General features: G+C 30.9%; 16 protein-coding genes and 1 other annotated feature. Of the genes, 14 read left to right on the forward strand and 2 right to left on the reverse strand.

Annotation, left to right across the window (positions count from 1 at the left end):
* Nucleotides 1–11 precede the first annotated feature (11 nt).
* Nucleotides 12–1,136, forward strand: coding sequence for a murein hydrolase activator EnvC family protein (locus U8307_RS11905; RefSeq protein ID WP_326908167.1), 1,125 nt, complete (start codon nucleotides 12–14; stop codon nucleotides 1,134–1,136).
* Between the two features lie 107 nt (nucleotides 1,137–1,243).
* Here the strand turns inward: U8307_RS11905 and U8307_RS11910 are convergent, their stop codons facing one another.
* Nucleotides 1,244–2,794: an ATP-dependent metallopeptidase FtsH/Yme1/Tma family protein gene (locus U8307_RS11910; RefSeq protein WP_326908169.1), complete on the reverse strand. Its 1,551-nt coding sequence runs from the start codon at nucleotides 2,792–2,794 to the stop codon at nucleotides 1,244–1,246.
* Nucleotides 2,795–3,163: 369 nt separating this feature from the next.
* Between U8307_RS11910 and infC the strand changes: the two genes are divergently transcribed.
* The 8 genes from infC to pheT all read left to right on the forward strand — a co-directional run bounded on the left by infC (nucleotide 3,164) and on the right by pheT (nucleotide 11,220).
* On the forward strand, nucleotides 3,164–3,673 hold the full coding sequence (infC, locus tag U8307_RS11915) for a translation initiation factor IF-3 (RefSeq protein WP_442985549.1): 510 nt from the start codon (nucleotides 3,164–3,166) through the stop codon (nucleotides 3,671–3,673).
* A 20-nt stretch (nucleotides 3,674–3,693) separates the two neighbouring features.
* Nucleotides 3,694–3,888, forward strand: coding sequence for a 50S ribosomal protein L35 (gene rpmI, locus U8307_RS11920; RefSeq protein ID WP_326908171.1), 195 nt, complete (start codon nucleotides 3,694–3,696; stop codon nucleotides 3,886–3,888).
* Nucleotides 3,889–3,915: 27 nt separating this feature from the next.
* Nucleotides 3,916–4,266 (forward strand): 50S ribosomal protein L20, encoded by a 351-nt coding sequence (gene rplT, locus U8307_RS11925; RefSeq protein WP_326908173.1) that lies wholly within the window; start codon nucleotides 3,916–3,918, stop codon nucleotides 4,264–4,266.
* A 293-nt stretch (nucleotides 4,267–4,559) separates the two neighbouring features.
* Nucleotides 4,560–5,915, forward strand: a complete 1,356-nt coding sequence (locus U8307_RS11930) for a TrkH family potassium uptake protein (RefSeq protein ID WP_326908175.1) — start codon at nucleotides 4,560–4,562, stop codon at nucleotides 5,913–5,915.
* A 13-nt stretch (nucleotides 5,916–5,928) separates the two neighbouring features.
* Nucleotides 5,929–6,579, forward strand: coding sequence for a potassium channel family protein (locus U8307_RS11935; protein ID WP_326911606.1), 651 nt, complete (start codon nucleotides 5,929–5,931; stop codon nucleotides 6,577–6,579).
* A 26-nt stretch (nucleotides 6,580–6,605) separates the two neighbouring features.
* The gene (locus U8307_RS11940) at nucleotides 6,606–7,400 is read left to right on the forward strand and encodes a TrmH family RNA methyltransferase (protein WP_326908177.1); all 795 of its coding nucleotides are present in this window, start codon (nucleotides 6,606–6,608) and stop codon (nucleotides 7,398–7,400) included.
* A 111-nt stretch (nucleotides 7,401–7,511) separates the two neighbouring features.
* Nucleotides 7,512–7,742, forward strand: a binding site (T-box leader).
* Between the two features lie 48 nt (nucleotides 7,743–7,790).
* Nucleotides 7,791–8,813: a phenylalanine--tRNA ligase subunit alpha gene (gene pheS, locus U8307_RS11945; RefSeq protein WP_326908179.1), complete on the forward strand. Its 1,023-nt coding sequence runs from the start codon at nucleotides 7,791–7,793 to the stop codon at nucleotides 8,811–8,813.
* Between the two features lie 13 nt (nucleotides 8,814–8,826).
* Complete coding sequence (pheT, locus tag U8307_RS11950) at nucleotides 8,827–11,220, forward strand: phenylalanine--tRNA ligase subunit beta (RefSeq protein ID WP_326908181.1); 2,394 nt, start codon at nucleotides 8,827–8,829, stop codon at nucleotides 11,218–11,220.
* Between the two features lie 53 nt (nucleotides 11,221–11,273).
* Here the strand turns inward: pheT and lgt are convergent, their stop codons facing one another.
* Nucleotides 11,274–12,014 (reverse strand): prolipoprotein diacylglyceryl transferase, encoded by a 741-nt coding sequence (lgt, locus tag U8307_RS11955; RefSeq protein WP_326908183.1) that lies wholly within the window; start codon nucleotides 12,012–12,014, stop codon nucleotides 11,274–11,276.
* A gap of 243 nt (nucleotides 12,015–12,257) precedes the next feature.
* Here lgt and mraZ point away from each other — a divergent pair, with 243 nt between their 5' ends.
* From mraZ to U8307_RS11980, 5 genes are all read left to right on the forward strand, one after another.
* Nucleotides 12,258–12,695, forward strand: coding sequence for a division/cell wall cluster transcriptional repressor MraZ (gene mraZ / locus U8307_RS11960; protein WP_326908185.1), 438 nt, complete (start codon nucleotides 12,258–12,260; stop codon nucleotides 12,693–12,695).
* A 12-nt stretch (nucleotides 12,696–12,707) separates the two neighbouring features.
* The gene (gene rsmH / locus U8307_RS11965; protein WP_326908187.1) at nucleotides 12,708–13,637 is read left to right on the forward strand and encodes a 16S rRNA (cytosine(1402)-N(4))-methyltransferase RsmH; all 930 of its coding nucleotides are present in this window, start codon (nucleotides 12,708–12,710) and stop codon (nucleotides 13,635–13,637) included.
* Nucleotides 13,638–13,642: 5 nt separating this feature from the next.
* Nucleotides 13,643–14,113 carry a hypothetical protein gene (locus U8307_RS11970; RefSeq protein ID WP_326908190.1) on the forward strand — a complete coding sequence of 157 codons (471 nt, stop codon included), beginning with the start codon at nucleotides 13,643–13,645 and terminating at the stop codon, nucleotides 14,111–14,113.
* A 12-nt stretch (nucleotides 14,114–14,125) separates the two neighbouring features.
* Nucleotides 14,126–16,249, forward strand: coding sequence for a penicillin-binding transpeptidase domain-containing protein (locus U8307_RS11975; protein WP_326908192.1), 2,124 nt, complete (start codon nucleotides 14,126–14,128; stop codon nucleotides 16,247–16,249).
* 99 nt (nucleotides 16,250–16,348) lie between these two features.
* Nucleotides 16,349–17,833: a UDP-N-acetylmuramoyl-L-alanyl-D-glutamate--2,6-diaminopimelate ligase gene (locus tag U8307_RS11980; RefSeq protein ID WP_326908194.1), complete on the forward strand. Its 1,485-nt coding sequence runs from the start codon at nucleotides 16,349–16,351 to the stop codon at nucleotides 17,831–17,833.
* Nucleotides 17,834–17,842: the final 9 nt, after the last annotated feature.

Raw genomic sequence — 17,842 nt, forward strand, 5'->3', positions numbered from 1 at the left:
AGTATGAGAGTATGTTTAAAAAAACCTTTATATTATCATTATGTTTAATAATGGTACTAAGTATTTTTCCTTTAGGTGTTGGGGGGAGCATTGCTGATTTACAGCAAAAGCAAAAACAACTTGAAAGTCAAATTCAGGAGTATCGTAAACAGGCGGATGCTTTAAAAAATGAAAAGAAAAATATTGAGGCAGAGATAAATGCACTTGATTATGAATTAAATGCTCTTAGTTTGGAAGTTGATGCTTGCAACCTTCAGAAGCAAGAAATTAACATGAAAATAGCAGAAACAGAACAAGAAATAAAAAAGTTAAATAATGAAATTGAAGAAAATAATGAGGCGTTAGAAGAACGATTGAGGGTTATGTATAAGCAAGGAACAGCTGGATATTTAGAGGTTATTTTACATTCGGAAAATTTAATTGATGCTTTAACTCGTATTGATATGGTTCAATTAATAATTCAAAGTGATGTAGAATTATTAAAGGAGATTGAAGAACAAAAATTAGAAGTAGAGGATTTGAATTTAAGCCTAGAAACTGAAAGGCTTGAGTTGACAGCAGTAATAAATAATTTGAATGAAAAAAAAGACCAGGTATTAGTTGCTTCTCGCTCAAAAGTAACTTATATGAGAAGTTTGGAAGATAACATAGCAGAAATACAAAGACAAGAAGCTGAAATGGAAGCTCAATCGCAACAAATTGAAAGAGACATAATTGCTGCACAACGTGCTGTTGAATATGCTGGAGGAGAAATGGCTTGGCCAGTACCAGGACAGTATAGAATCACATCACATTTCGGAGGTAGGGCAGATCCTATAACTGGTGTATGGTCAAGTCACGGTGGTACAGATATAGCTGCTCCTTATGGAACTCCAATTGTAGCCGCCAATAGTGGAGTTGTACTGATAGCAGGATGGAATAATTCATATGGTAATTATGTAGTAATTGACCATGGTGGTGGAATTTCTACTCTTTATGGACATTCTTCAAAATTATTAGTTAGTAGTGGACAAGCAGTTGTTAGAGGTGAAACTATAGCTTTAATAGGTTCAACTGGATATTCGACAGGCAATCACTTGCACTTTGAAGTAAGAATTAATGGAGTTAGAACTCAACCAATGGATTATCTTAAATAGGTAGTAAATTCTTTGAGTTACGCCTTCGAAATGATAAAAAGACTAAGGACAGCTTCGACATCCTTAGTCTTTTTTTATCATAAAGCATATTAAAGGAAGTTGTTAATTTACATGGTTAAGGCTGATTTCTTATTGTTTTCTTCTAATATTTTATCTAACTGTTCTGCATTCATTGTTTCATATTTTAATAAGTATTCAGATACTTTCTGTACATTGCTTTCATTTTCTTTAATTATTTTAAGAGCCCTATCATAAGCATCCTTAGCCATTTCGGAAGCTTCATCTTTTATACTGTCTAAGTAATACTTGAATAGTCTTTCATCGATACTGGTATTTCTATTGTTTCTTCCCATACCATAACTACAGATTATTTCATAAATAATATTTGTTGATTCTTTTAAGTCATTAGATGCACCTGTTGAAACTTCTCCCATAAAAATTTCTTCGGAGGCTCTTCCTGCTAGTAATACAGTAATTTTATCAAATAGTTCATTTTTAGTGTAAAGATACTTATCTTCTGTTGGGAACTTTAATACATATCCTAAAGCCTTATCTCTTGGAATAATAGATATTTTTTGTATTTTATCTATATTCAAAGTTTTTGCTGTGATTGCATGACCAGCTTCATGGTAGGCGACAATCTTTTTTTCCTTTTCTGAGATTGTTGAATTCTTTATTTCTAATCCTGCAACAGTTTTCTCTATGGCATATTCAAAATTATTACTATTAATTTTTTTGTTTTTATCTTTAATAGCTTTCAAAGCAGCTTCATTAGCAATATTTGCAAGCTGTGCACCAGAGAAACCATGGGTTTTAGTAGCAATTTCACTTAATTGTACTTTTTTATCAAGAGGTTTATTTTTAGTGTGAACTTCTAATATTTTTAATCTAGAATTATAATTTGGATTTCCAACATATATTTTCCTATCAAAACGCCCAGGTCTTAATAGGGCTTCATCTAATAAATCAAGCCTATTAGTTGCAGCTACAACTATTACATTGCTGGTATTATTAAAACCATCCAGTTCAATTAGAAGTTGGTTCAAGGTTTGATCTTTTTCATTATTGCTTTCAGAATTACGCTTAGATCCGAGGGCATCTATTTCATCGATAAATATTATACTAGGAGCTTCTTTGCGAGCACGATCGAAAATCATTCTCACTCTTTTTGCACCGACTCCAACATATTTTTCTACAAATTCTGAACCGCTTGAATAAATAAAGGTAGCTTTAGCTTCGCCAGCTATTGCTTTAGCTATAAGGGTTTTGCCTGTGCCAGGAGGACCGTAAAGTAGGATACCACGTGGCACCTTTGCATCCATAAGTGTGTATTTAGCTTCATTATTTAAGAAGTCAATAACGTCAGTTAAGTCATCCTTTATTTCATCTAATCCAGCTACATCTTCAAAGCTTATTTGTATTTTAGGTTCTTCAGGTTTTTTTTTGTCAAAATAAGTCGTAGATGATACTGATTCTTGAGATTCTATTTTGTCTTCATTTTTTTTGTTAGTATTAAGTAAACTTCTAATTAAGTAAACTGTATAAATTATAATTGGCATATAAAAAATTATTGACAATGAATAATTATTTGATATCATTAAAATAACAATGTTATATACTATAAAGATAATTGTTAGATAATTGTTTTTGATTTTCATTTTATCTCCTCGTATCATATAATGTAATATGCTCCTTTTTATTAAGTCATAGTTTATCTTTACCATTACGTAAAAAGTTATAACAATAAAAAATAATTAAGTGTTATTAAAAATTTATAGTTATAAAAAATATTTGTTGACAATTATAATAATGTTGTATATACTATTGTAGTACTCAAGAAGAAGTAACCGCTTCTCACCTTACGGCGTCTTTATTGTTAAATAAAGAATTGTTAGTTGGGTTAAGAAACAATTATTTGCGATGTTAGGATAGCGGTGAAATGGCTATCTTTTTTATTTTAATTTAGAATATAATATAAGTATTAAAGAAGTCTTGAAGAATATTATTAATATTTTTAGGAGGTGTAAATTATTAAAGAACTTCAAATTAACGAGCAAATTCGTGATAAGGAAGTAAGGGTCATTGATTCAGACGGAAGCCAATTAGGTATTATTAGCACTAAAGAGGCTATGCAAATTGCGGAAAGCAAAAAGTTGGACTTAGTAAATGTATCGCCAACAGCAAAACCACCAGTATGCAGGATTATGAATTATGGTAAGTACAAATATGCTCAAGCAAAAAAAGAAAAAGAATCAAAGAAGAAACAAAAAGTCATTAATGTAAAAGAAATCAGAATGACTCCCAATATAGAAGATCATGACTTAAGTGTTAAAGCAAAAAATGCATCTAAGTTCTTACGGGATGGTGACAGAGTTAAAGTTGCTGTGCGATTTAGAGGAAGAGAGTTAGGTCATACTCAAGTTGGACGTGAAGTACTATTGAAATTTGCTGAAATGATAGCAGATTGTTCAACAATAGAAAAGCAACCAAAAATGGAAGGAAGAAACATGACTATGTTTCTAACACCAAAGAAATAACATTTGAAGGAGGAACTGTTATGCCAAAATTAAAAACTAACAGATCAGCTGCTAAAAGATTTAAAAAAACTGGAAGCGGAAAAATTAAAAGAGCAAAGCAAGGAAGCAACCATTTCACTGGTAAAAAAGCTTCTAAATCAATAAGAAATTTAAGAAAAAGCACATTGGTATCTGATGCTGATTTAGGAAGAATTAGCAAATTATTACCATATTAAAATAGCACAATAAGGAGGAAGTAAGAGATGGCTAGAGTAAAAAGAGCTGTAAATGCAAAGAAAAATCATAAAAAAGTATTGAAACTTGCCAAAGGTTATTACGGAGCTAAGAGCAAATTATATAGAACAGCAAATCAAGCAGTAATGAAATCATTACAATATGCATATGTAGGAAGAAAGTTAAGAAAAAGAGAATTTAGACAATTGTGGATTGCTAGAATAAATGCTGCAGCAAGACAAAATGGAATGTCTTACAGTAGATTTATTAATGCTCTAAAAGTTAATGGTATTGATATTAACAGAAAGATGCTTTCTGAAATGGCAATTTATGATCCAGCTGGATTTACAAATTTAGTTGAACAAGTAAAATCAAATTAATTAATTATTTAGACTGTAAATAGCAGTCTATTTTTTTATTATATAGGAAAGTTCTCCTTTCCTATGTAATAAAAAACGAGGAAGGACGGAACGTCCTTGCCGTTAAGGGGGGTGCTCAGTAAAAATGCTTTAATAAAGCATTTTTACGCCGAAGGGGGACATAGGTCCCCCTAGCGGCGTTGCGAAGCAAATCTTTTTATTCATTATTAATTAAATATTGTTTGGATTTTAATATGATGATATAATATATATTAAATTTACTTAATATGTCATTGTATATAAGAGAGGGTATTATGGAAGATTTAAATAGAAGGAAGAATTTTGAACAAAAAAATCCTCATATTATATTTATAATAGGATTTGTAACTGTAATTTTAATCGGTTCAATGCTTTTAAGCTTACCAATAGCAACTCAAAGTGGCGTAAGTATTGGATTTATTGATGCTCTATTTACATCTACATCTGCAACATGTGTTACTGGATTGGCAGTAGTGAATACAGCACAACATTGGTCGGTCTTTGGAAAGATTATTATTATAATTTTAATTCAAATTGGTGGATTAGGTGTTATGACTATGGCTACTTTGATATCATTTTTTCTTGGTAAAAAAATAACATTAAAGACGAGAATTCTTATTATGGAAGAGAGAAATGTAGATGAGTTACATGGAGTTGTGAAGCTAACTAAGAACATTTTAGTTTATACCTTTGGATTAGAATTATTAGGTGCTATTTTACTTTCTTTTGTATTTATAAAGGACTATGGGGTAGCGAAGGGCATAGGATTTTCTATATTTCATTCTATATCATCATTTTGTAATGCTGGTTTTGATTTATTTGGGAACAGTTTGATAGATTATGTAGATAATGCATTTGTTAATTTTGTAATATGTTTTTTAATTATAATAGGTGGATTAGGTTTTTTTGTATTTATGGATATTTATAAAAACAAAGGATTAAAAAAATTAACCCTTCATTCAAAGCTAGTATTAATAATAACGGTTATATTGTTAATAGGAGGAGCACTTCTAGTGTTCTTTTTAGAGTATGACAATTCGGAAACTATGAGCAATTTAAGTTTTTTAGGTAAAATACAAGCCTCTTTGTTTCAGTCAATTACTACAAGGACAGCGGGATTTAATACTATTGAAATTAGTGATTTAAGGATGCCTAGTATAGTTATTTTTATATTTTTAATGTTTATTGGTGGCTCACCTGCTTCAACTGCTGGTGGTATAAAAACAACAACCATTGGTGTCGTTTTTATAGCTATATACAATTTGGTTAAAGGTAATAAAAGTGTTGAAATTTTTGAAAAAAAAATCACTGGTAAAACCATATTAAAGGCAGTATCAGTTATAGGTTTAGCATCTATGTTAATTTTTGTTGTTACAGTTATACTGACGATAACTGAAGCGGATAAAGGATTTGATTTTTTAGATATATTTTTTGAAGTTGTATCTGCTTCTGCAACTGTAGGATTAACGAGAGGTTTGACAGCAGAATTAAGTTTTTTTGGTAGAGTTCTATTAACAATTGTAATGTTCGTTGGTAGGGTAGGCTCACTGACTGTCGTATATGCTTTTTTAAAAGAAGATAAAAAAGTAGGCAGTTATTCCTATCCAGAGGGAAAGATAATTATTGGATAAGGGAGGTATTATGATGAAAGAAATAATAGTAATTGGATGTGGCAGATTCGGTACTTCGGTAGCTAAAACGCTAAATGACCTTGGTCACGATGTTATGATAGTAGATAATGATGCTGAAACAGTGGAAGAACTTTCGGAATTTGTCACCCATGCAATTCAGATTGACGCAACTGATGAGTCAGCTTATAATGCTTTAGGATTAAAAAATTTTGATGTTGCTGTCATTGCAATTGGTTCTAATCTTGAAGCATCAATAATGGCAACATTAATGGCAAAAGAAAAGGGAGTACCTTTTGTTATAGCTAAGGCAAAAAACGAAACTCATGCAATGTTACTTAAAAAAATTGGAGCAGATAATATAGTTTTCCCAGAAAGAGATATGGGTATAAGAATTGCTAACAATTTAACTACACCAAATATACTAGAGGCGATAAGATTGTCATCTGAATATAGTATAATTGAAACGGTAGCTTTAGAAGAATGGGTAGATAATACAATAGAAGATTTGAAATTTTCGAAGGTACATAAAGTAAATATAATAGCAATAAGAAGCGGTGAAGAAATTTACATATCTCCACCTCCTGACAGTGTTATAAAAAAGGGTGATATATTAGTTGTGTTAGGGGACAACAAGAGTTTGAAAAAATTCAATGGAAAGGAATAGGGAAGTGCTATGCATTTCTGATTAATATGGAAATTATTAAAAGTAAAGATAATAGTAAAATTAAATATATCCGTTCCTTAAGTATAAAAAAAAATAGAGAAGCTGAGAGTTCATTTATTGTCGAAGGTATAAAATTTATAAAAGAAGCTATAAACGAGTGCTCAGAAGTAAGATTTGTCTTATTAAATGAAAATTCATCTGAAAAAGAAGAGATAAAGAATCTTTTAAATATGTTAATAAAACAAAAAATAGAATATTTTTTTTGTGAAGATAATATATTTAGTGGTATTTCAGAAACTATTAATTCACAAGGAATATTGGCTGTAGTAAGAAAAAACAAATACACCAAGAAAGAGATTTTAGATAATTGTAAATTTGTTATAATGTGTGACCGCATACAAGATCCGGGGAATTTAGGAACTATTATAAGAACTGCAGATGCCTTTGGGCCTACAGCTATAATATTAAATAAAGGCTGTGTTGATGCATACAATCCAAAAGTTGTTAGAGCAACAGCTGGTGCTATGTTTAGAGTACCTATAATATATATTGAAAGTGACATAGAAATAATTAGTTATATGAAACATGAAGGGTTTAAGATAATTTCCACAGTTGTTGACTCAGCTTATTCCTTTGAAAGTATCGATAATTCTGATAAAATATGTATAGTAATTGGTAATGAAGGGCAGGGTATTTCTCAGGAAATAATAGATGAATCCAATATTTGTATTTCAATAAAAATGACTGGAAGATCTGAATCTCTAAATGCTTCAATTGCAGCAGGAATCTCTATTTATGAAATAAGAAAAAAACTATTGTAAGTTTGTTGTATTTTTGATATAATCAAAATAATTTATTAAACATTTCATGTAGAATATTATGAGGCAATTATTTATGATGTAACTAAAATATAAAATAATATCAAATTTAATAATAATGCAATGAAAAAGCAAAGTAGACATAAGAGTATGTTTTTAAGAGAAAAATCATCTTGGCTGAAAATGGTTTTAAATAATTATGTTGAAATTTCACTTTTGAGCTTACAGAATGAAATTAGTAGTTCTGTACGGATAGACCGTTATAAAAATTCAAGGCATTCAAATAATATAACTATGTAATTTTTGAAGGCAAACAAGAGTGGTACCGCGGACTTCGCCTCTTTAGAGGCGAGGTCCTTTGTTATTATATGATTTATTGAAAGGAGTATATATATGAAAGAACAACTTTTAAAGTTAAAGACAGAAGCATTAAATCAATTAAAAGAATGTATTGAAAATGCTGATATTGAAAAAATAAGGGTTCAATATTTAGGGAAAAAAGGTGAATTGACTCAAATACTAAGATCAATGGGTAGTTTATCTGAAGAAGAAAGACCTGAAATGGGGAAGTTAGCAAATGAAGTAAGAGCTATAATTGAAAATGAAATAAAAGAAATAAAAGGTAAATTAGATACAAAAGTAGCAGAAGCTAAATTGAAATCTGAGTCATTGGATATTACAATGCCTGGCATTTTACCTGAAATTGGAAGAAGACATCCTCTAATGCAAGTCAAAGAAGAACTTGAAAGTTTATTTATGCGTATGGGATATGATGTAGTTGATGGACCTGAAATAGAAACAGTAAGCAATAATTTCGATGATTTAAATGCACCTTATGACCATCCATCAAGAGATAAATCCGATACTTTTTATATCTCAGAGGATTTAGTATTAAGAACTCATACTTCACCAGTTGAAATAAGAGCAATGAAGGAAGGAAAATTACCTATTAGAATGGTTTCTACAGGAAGAACTTTTCGTTTTGATGATGTTGATGATACACATTCACCGATGTTTCATCAAATGGAATGCTTAGTTGTTGATAAAGGTGTAACGATGGCTAATTTAAAGGATTCTATAGATCAATTTGTAAAAGAATTATTTGGAAGTGAAATGAAAACTCGGTTTAGACCCCATAACTTTCCATTTACTGAACCGAGTGCAGAGGTTGATGTATCATGTCCAATATGTATGGGTAAGGGTTGTCCTGCCTGCAATGGAACAGGTTGGAGCATGGAATTGCTTGGTTGTGGTATGACACATCCAAATGTACTTCGAAACTGTGGCATAGATCCAGAAGTTTATTCAGGATATGCATTTGGCATGGGGATTGATAGAGTGGCTATGGTAAAATACGGGATACCTAATATTAGACTGTTATTTGAAAATGATGTAAGATTTTTAAAACAATTTTAAGGAGGCGTGTAGAATGTTAGTACCTATTAAATGGATGAGTCAATATGTTGATATAAATACTGATAATAAAACTTTAGCAGATAAATTAACACTTACGGGGTCTCATGTTGACGCTGTTATAGATTATGAAAAGAAAGTAGAGAATGTTGTTACAGGTAAAATTTTAGAGATAGTAAAACATCCTAATGCGGATAAGCTAGTAGTCACTAAAATAGATATAAATGAAGGAGAGCCTGTACAAATAATTACGGGAGCAAATAATATTAATGAAGGTGATGTCGTTCCAGTATGTTTAGAAGGCGCTGTTCTTCCAAATGGACTAAAAATAAAGAAAACTAAATTTAGAGGACTTCCTTCTTATGGAATGATGTGCTCATATGAAGAGCTAGGTTTTGATGATAAAGTTATTCCAAAGGAATTCAAAGATGGAATTGCTATTCTTCCTGCAAATACTGAACTGGGAGTTGATATTAAGGATGCATTATCATTAAACGGAAGTGCATTAGAGGTTGAAGTAACATTTAACAGACCTGATTGTTTGAATATAGTTGGAATGGCTAGAGAAACGGCAGCGACTTTGGGAACTAAGTTTAAATTTCCTAAAATAGAAATAAAAAATGAAGTGGATAAAATAACAGATTATTTAGATGATGTTGTGATAGAAGATGAAAATTTATGCAGTCGTTTTTATGCAAAAGTAATTAAAGACATAAAAATTGGGCCTTCTCCACTTTGGATGCAAAGGACGTTGATGGATGCTGGTATGAGGCCGATTAATAATATAGTAGATGTAACAAACTATGTAATGTTAGAATTAGGGCAGCCTCTTCATGCTTATAATTTAGAATCGTTGAAAGGTAGAAAATTAGTTGCAAGAAGAGCTAAAAAAGATGAAAAAATAGTTACTATAGACCAAGTTGAAAGAAGTTTAGAAAGTGAAATGCTAGTTATTGCAGATGCTGAAAAACCTGCTTGTATTGCTGGTGTTATGGGTGGATTACATTCTGAAATTAATGATGATACTAAAATTATGGTTTTGGAAAGTGCTAATTTTAATCCGAATTCTGTGAGAGGAACATCTAAAAAACTGGGTATGCGTTCAGAAGCTTCTGCTAGAAATGAAAAGCCAATGGGTTATGTTATGGTTGAAATAGCGAGTAAAAGAGCTTGTCAGCTAATTGAAATGATAGGGGCTGGTACAGTTGTAAGTGGATATTTAGAGGCAGGAAAAAGTGAATATGTGTCTCCTATTGTAACACTTCGCCCATATAGGGTAACTGAACTTCTTGGTGTTGAAATACCAGTAGAAGATATGCTTAAATCTCTTAATATTCTTGAAATAGAAAGCACCTATGATAAAGAAAAAATTAGTTGTAAAATTCCATATTTTAGAACTGACATAGAACAAGAAGCTGATTTAATAGAAGAAGTTGGTAGAATGTATGGTTTGGAAAACATTGAGTCTAAACCTCTACAAGGAAATATCAGAGTAGGTAAAAAGTCAGAAAAGAGATTGTTAGAAGACGAAATTAAAAATATATTATGTGGGATGGGATTAAATGAAATAACGACTTATTCTTTTATTAGCCCTAAGGCATATGATAATATATGTGTTCCGGAAAATAGTGAATTAAGAAATTATATAAAATTATTAAATCCGTTGGGAGAAGATTATAGCTCAATGAGATCTACCTTAATTCCTAATATGATGGATGTTATTCAAAGAAATATAAATAGAGGTGCAGATGAAGCCAAACTATTTGAAATTGGAAGTACCTTTATACCTAAACAAATTCCAGTTGTTGATCAACCTATAGAAAAAACAAAAATTTGCATAGGAATGTATGGAAAGCTTGATTTCTTTAATTTAAAAGGAGTTATCGAAGGAATTTTGTCAAGATTTGGAATATCGGTGAAACTAAAGTTTGTTAAAGATAATTCGACATTTCATCCAGGCAGAACAGCAGATATGTTTGTTAATGGCGAAAGTATTGGAATTTATGGTGAGATAAACCCTAAAGTAACAAATAATTATGGATTAGACAATAAGGTTTATATTGCAGAAATTGATATCGATAAAATTTTGGTAAATAAAAATACTGAATGGAAATACGAGACTCTACCTAAATATCCTTCAATGGTAAGGGATATTGCTGTTAAGGTAAAAGATGATGTGTTAGCAGGTGATATGGAAGAAACTATTAAGTCAGTAAATCCATATCTTATTGAAAATGTTAAGTTGTTTGATGTATATAAAGGTGAACATATCGAGATAGGTTTTAAAAGTACAGCATTTTCAGTAACTTATAGAAATAAAGAACGTACTTTGAAGGAAAAAGAAGTTGAAAAGGTACATCAGAAAATTTTAGAAGAATTAGAGAAAAAATTTGAAGCTACACTTAGATAAAATTGAAGCTCATAAAAAAATCAGTTAGATAACTTGTCTAACTGATTTTTTAATTACTTAGTTGTTTTTAAGTTTTTTCTAAGAAAATAAAATAATACTATACCTAAAATAATGGATATTACACTTACGAGTTGTGCTACACGCATATTTAAAAACATTAAACTGTCAGTTCTTAAACCTTCAACAAAGAATCGAGCCATTGAGTATAATATTAGATAAAGAGCAAAAGCTTCTCCTTCAGTTTTTCTCTTTTTCTTTCTATACCATATTAGAAAAATAAATATAGAAAAATCTAATAGGGATTCATATAAAAATGTTGGGTGGACTTTCTGTCCATCTACAATTATTCCCCAAGGCAAATCTGTAGGTCCTCCATGGGCTTCCTGATTAATAAAATTACCCCATCTTCCTATTGCCTGACCAAGGGAAACGCTAGGTATTACTATATCGAGCAACTGAAAAATATTAATTTTTCGAACTTTACAAAATATATAACCAACTATAACACCTAATATTAAAGCTCCATGAATTGCCAAGCCGCCATTTCTAATGTTTATAATTTGATTTAAATTTTGACTATAATAATCCCAAGAAAAAATCACATAATAAGCTCTAGCACCGACTATGGCAGTTGGAATTGCAATTAGTAAGAAATCTAATAAATTTTCTTCTTTAAATCCTACTCTTTTTGCTTCTCTTAGTGCCAATAAAACACCTATAAGTACTCCAAGTGATATTAATACTCCATACCACATTATATCTACTCCAAATATACTAAATGCCACTGGATCCATTTTTTCCTCCTAATTTTATATACTATAGATATCCTGCATACTATACGTATTCATTGTTTTTTATTATATATTTGTATTACCTATTCGTCAATAGAATAAAAATATAATGTAATTCTGCTTTGTTTCAATTGATTGTTTTATTGTGGTGATAAGTGGGAAATAAAAAATAATTTTAAAATTTAAAAATAATAGTGGCATTTATAACCCATTATGTGGTATAATATGCCCAGTAGGTGGTAGATTATGTTTACTGGTGAATATATACATTCATTTGATGAGAAGGGAAGAGTTATAATTCCTTCTAAATTTAGAAATGAACTAGGAGAAAATTTCTATATTGGTAAAGGTTTGGATAAATGTTTATTCGTTTATCCTATTGAAACATGGACAGAATTTGTTGGTAAACTCAAAAATTTATCTACTTTTAATAAACAGGAACGATTTTTTTTAAGAAGATTTGTTTCTGGATTTAGTGAATGTAGTTTTGATAAACAGGGTAGAATATTAGTGCCGCCATCTCTACGAGAATTTAGCGGATTAAATAACGAAGCTACTATAATAGGGGTTATAGATAGAATTGAAATTTGGAATAAAGACAGTTGGACTGAATACTCCAACGATGACGAATTTGATTTTGACAGCATTTCGGAAAAAATGTCAGAATTGGGGATAGGTTTATAAAGGAGGAGTGACATGAATTATAACCACACATCGGTTCTGTTAAAGGAATCTATTGATGGATTGAACATAAAAAAAGATGGAATTTATGTCGACGCAACTTTAGGCGGGGGAGGACATACTTGCGAAATACTTAAAAGAGCTATAGATGGAAAAGTAATTGGTATAGATCAAGATGATTATGCAATAGACAGGGCAAGAGAAAGGCTGAAAGAATTTGATAACTTTACAGCTGTAAATAGTAATTTTAAAAATATTGATAAAGTATTAAATGAATTAAATATAGATAAAATAGATGGAATAATTTTTGACTTAGGTGTTTCATCATTTCAATTAGATATACCAGAAAGAGGATTTAGTTATAATAATGATATGCCTCTTGACATGAGAATGGACAAAAGTCAAACAACAACTGCAAGACATATAGTAAATGGATATGATGAGGAAGAATTAACTCGTATCCTTAAGGACTATGGTGAAGAAAATTGGGCAGCAAGAATAGCTAAGTTTATTGTACAAGAAAGAGAAATTGAATTTATTGAAACAACAGGTCAACTTGTAAGTATAATAAAAAAGGCTATACCTAAACAAGTTAGACAAGAAGGGTCTCATCCGGCAAAAAGAACATTTCAGGCTATACGAATAGAAGTCAATAAAGAATTGGAAATACTTGAAACTACAATTAAAAGTGCAGTGGACAGATTGAAACATAAAGGAAGAATTTGTGTTATAACATTTCATTCCTTAGAGGATAGAATTATTAAGAATACATATGTGAATTTGAATAAGGACTGCATTTGTCCGCCAGAATTTCCACAGTGTATATGTGATCACAGACGCAAATTAAAAATAATTACAAAAAAACCAATAGTTGCATCTGATGAGGAACTAAATGAAAATCGCAGGGCACGAAGTGCAAAGCTAAGAATAGGTGAAAGGGTGTAGATTTAATGTCAGCTTTAAGAAAAGAATCAATAGAATTTGATTATGGACAAGAAATTCTAGAATCTCCAAAGAAAAAGCGTATAAAAAAGAAAAAAAATAATAGAATTGTTATAGATAGTTTTAAAAATTCAGCTATGCTAGCAGTAGCTTTTCTATTGGGAATTTTATTGGTATACAATTATGCCATCATAACTGATAAGAAAATGGAGTTATATACTATTAATCAAGAAATTTCAGAGCTTAATAATAGTATAGACGAATATAATATTGCTTTGGAGAGTATCAAGAACACAAATAATATTGAAGAATTGGCAAAAACCTATTTAGGGATGAATTACCCAAGCAGAAAGCAGACTGTGTTTATAGATTTTGCATATGGTGAATCTAACATTGCAGAAGATGAAGCTGATTTATTGACAGAAGATGAAAATCTATTATATGGATTTATTGACAAGGTTATTGGTTTCATTAGGTAAGGAGGTTTCCATATGAAAAGACGTGTAAAAAGCAGTACTAACCTTCAAAACAAAAGAAGAATGTTGGTATTTTTGCTTTGTTTTTTTTTAGTTACAGTTGCATTGATTATAAGGCTAGGATATGTACAACTCATTAAAGGTGAAGAATATAAAAAGGCTGCTATGGAGAATTGGGCTAGAGATATTACCATAAATGCTAAACGTGGTACAATATATGATGCAAGAGGTAAGAAACTGGCAACTAGCGTAAGTTCAAATTCAGTGACATGTATTCCTGCAGATGTAAAAAAGGGAGCAAAATCAGCTTTAACTGAATCTACAGCTGAAGTTGATGACGGATTTCTTACATCGATACTAAAGAAAATAAATACGTCGTTTTTTACTGAAGATACATCAGCAAATCAAATTCCTGTTAATACTAAAACCCCAGAAGAAACAGCTGAAATTTTATCTAACATATTAGAAATGAATTATGAAGAAATTTTAGAAAAAATTACTTCTAATTCTTCATATGTAGTTTTAAAAAGATGGATAACTGATGAACAGGCGCAGCAAATTAGAGAGTCTGAATTAAGCGGAATTAATATAATTGATGATAATAAGCGAATATATCCTTATGGTAATTTTGCACCGTATATATTAGGTTTTACTAATTTTGATCAAAAAGGATCTTATGGAGTAGAAGCTACATATAATGACTATTTAACCGGAATACCTGGTAGAATGGTTGTTAACACAGATTCTTATGGTAGAGAGTTACCTTTTGGCTATAATCAGTATTATGAATCTGAGGATGGTTTAGGTGTTGTACTTACAGTTGATGAAGTTATACAACATTATGCTGAATCTGCTGCAGAAAGGGTTAAATCTGATTATAATGCAAAAAGAGCAACAATTCTAGTAATGGATCCAAATAATGGAGATATCTTAGCAATGGCAAGTAAGCCAGATTATGATCCTAATATTCCTAAAGAACCTATTGATGAAGTAGTGAAACAGGAATGGGAAACTATGTCTGATGAAGAATTACCAGAAGCTTGGTTTGACATGTGGAGAAATCCAGCAGTCAATGATATATATGAGCCTGGTTCAACGTTTAAATTAGTAACTACTGCTATAGCATTAGAAGAAAATACAGCATCGTTAGATTCTACATATTTTTGTGATGGGTATGTTCGTCAAATACCAAATGAAAATATTAAATGTTGGAGATATTATAATCCTCACGGACAACAGACGCTTTCAGAAGCAATTCAAAATTCGTGTAATGATGCCTTGGCTGAGATAGGATTAGATATTGGAAAAGATTTATTTTATAAATATTTAAAATCATTTGGTTTTGAAGAGCAATCAGGTATAAGATTAAACGGAGAAGCACTTGGATTAGTAAAAGAGCCTGAATATATGAAAGACGTTGATGTGGTTACTCAAGCTTTTGGTCAAGGTATAGCTATAACACCAATTCAACTTGCAACTGCAGTATGTGCCATTGCTAATGGTGGAGAGTTAATGGAGCCGAGAATTGTTAAGCAACTTATTGATGAGGAAGGAAATTTAATAGAAAATTTCGAATCCAAAGTAAGAAGAAAAGTAATATCTGAAAAAACATCAAAGATGATGCTTCAAATAATGAGAGATACAGCAGAGGCTGGTTCTAAACAAGCATATAGACCTGGTTATAGAATTGGCGGTAAAACAGGTACTGCTCAAAAAGTAATTGATGGACGTTATGTTGATGGTAAATTTATATCATCGTTTGTTGGAGTTGCACCTGTAGATGATCCAAAGGCAGTTGTTCTTGTTATGGTTGATGAACCTGATAGAAGTATTGGATATTACGGTAGTGTAGTTGCAGGTCCTGTTGCTGGCGATTTACTAGAAAATATAATGAAGTATTATGATGTTGAGCCTGTTTATACGGAGGAAGAACTTGGTAATGTTGAAGCACAAACGGTTGTTGTACCTAATTTATTAGGACTTACAATTGCGGAGGCATCAAATAAGTTAATAAGTGTTGGTTTGCAAAGCAATGTTACTATTGAAGTAGAAGCTGACAGAATAGTTAAGTCCCAATTTCCGAAGGCAGGGGAAAAAATTCTGAAAAATTCTGTTGTAACTTTGATTTTAAGTGAGTAAGGGAACGCTATTAATGCGTTCCATACTTTTATATTGTAGTTACAATTTAAATATGATAAAATTGCGATAATAACATAAACTTTAAAGGGGAGCACTACTATGGATATTAAAGTTTTACTTAACCAACTAGATTATATAAATTATACAGGAAAAAACGATGTTAATATTAAAGGGATCACATATGATTCGAGAAAAGCAGAGCAAGGCGATGTTTTTGTTGCGATTCATGGCTATACTGCTAATGGTCATAAATTCATATGTGATGCATTGAAAAATGGTGCATCTTTAGTCATATGCGAATACATACCTGATAATGTTATAGAACAAGGTAACTTTCTTATAGTAAAATCGCCTAGAGAATCAATGGCAATAGTTGCAGATGTAATATATAACAGACCATCTGAAAAGGTAAATATAACTGGCGTAACAGGTACAAATGGTAAAACGAGCACGACATATTTATTAAAAGGGATTTATGATTTTCTTGGAGAAAAATCTGGTATAATCGGTACAATGGGTACTTTAGTTGATGATGAGAAAATTAAAACAAATAATACAACACCTGAAGCGTCAGATGTACAATTTTATTTGAGTAGAATGGTTGAAAGTTCGGTTACACATTGCTTCATGGAAGTTTCTTCTCATGCTCTTGAATTGAATAGAATTGATAATGTTTCAATTGATGTTGGGATATTTACTAATCTTACTAGGGATCATCTTGACTTTCACAAAACAATGGAGAATTATTATCAAGCCAAGAAAAAGTTGTTTTATAAAACTAACATTAATAATATTATTAATGTTGATGATTCATATGGAAATAGACTTTATAAGGAACTTATTTCTGAAGGTGTAAAAGCAATATCAATTGGCATTGATAATCCTGCAGATATAAAGGCTTCTAATCTTGTAACAACTATGAATGGAACAAGTTTTGATTTGAATATTCAAGGTATTGACAAAAAGGCTCATGTAAATACTCCAGGGAAATTTAGTGTACTCAATTCTTTAGGAGCTTTTGGCGCTGCATACGCATTAGGAGAGAAAATTGATGATATTATAAATGCATTAGATAAAATTAAAGGAGTAACAGGTCGATTTGAAATTTTAGAAAATAAATTAGATTGTATAATAATTTTAGACTTTGCACATACACCTGATGGGTTACAGAAAGTAATGGACACTATAAATGAATTTGCAGAAGGCAGAAAAATTGTTTTGTTTGGTGCTGGTGGTGAGAGAGATTTATCAAGGAGAGCTCCGATGGGAGAAATCGCTGGTAAATATTGTGATTTAAGTATATTAACTTCAGATAATCCAAGATTTGAAGATCCATATGACATATGTTCAGAAATCGCTAAAGGTGTTGAAAAGTACGATGGAAAATTTAAAATTATAATTGAAAGGGAAGAAGCTATTTATTATGCTATTGACAACTCGCAGAGCAAAGATGTAATATTGTTAGCGGGTAAATCGACAGAACCTTATCAAGATATGGGAGTAGAGAAAGTTCCCTATGATGAAACAACAATTGCCAAGAGAGCAATAAAAGACATTGAAAGAAAACGTGGAGTAAGGAATTAAGGAGATATA

This window comes from Sedimentibacter sp. MB31-C6, from assembly GCF_035934735.1.
Lineage (GTDB): Bacteria > Bacillota > Clostridia > Tissierellales > Sedimentibacteraceae > Sedimentibacter.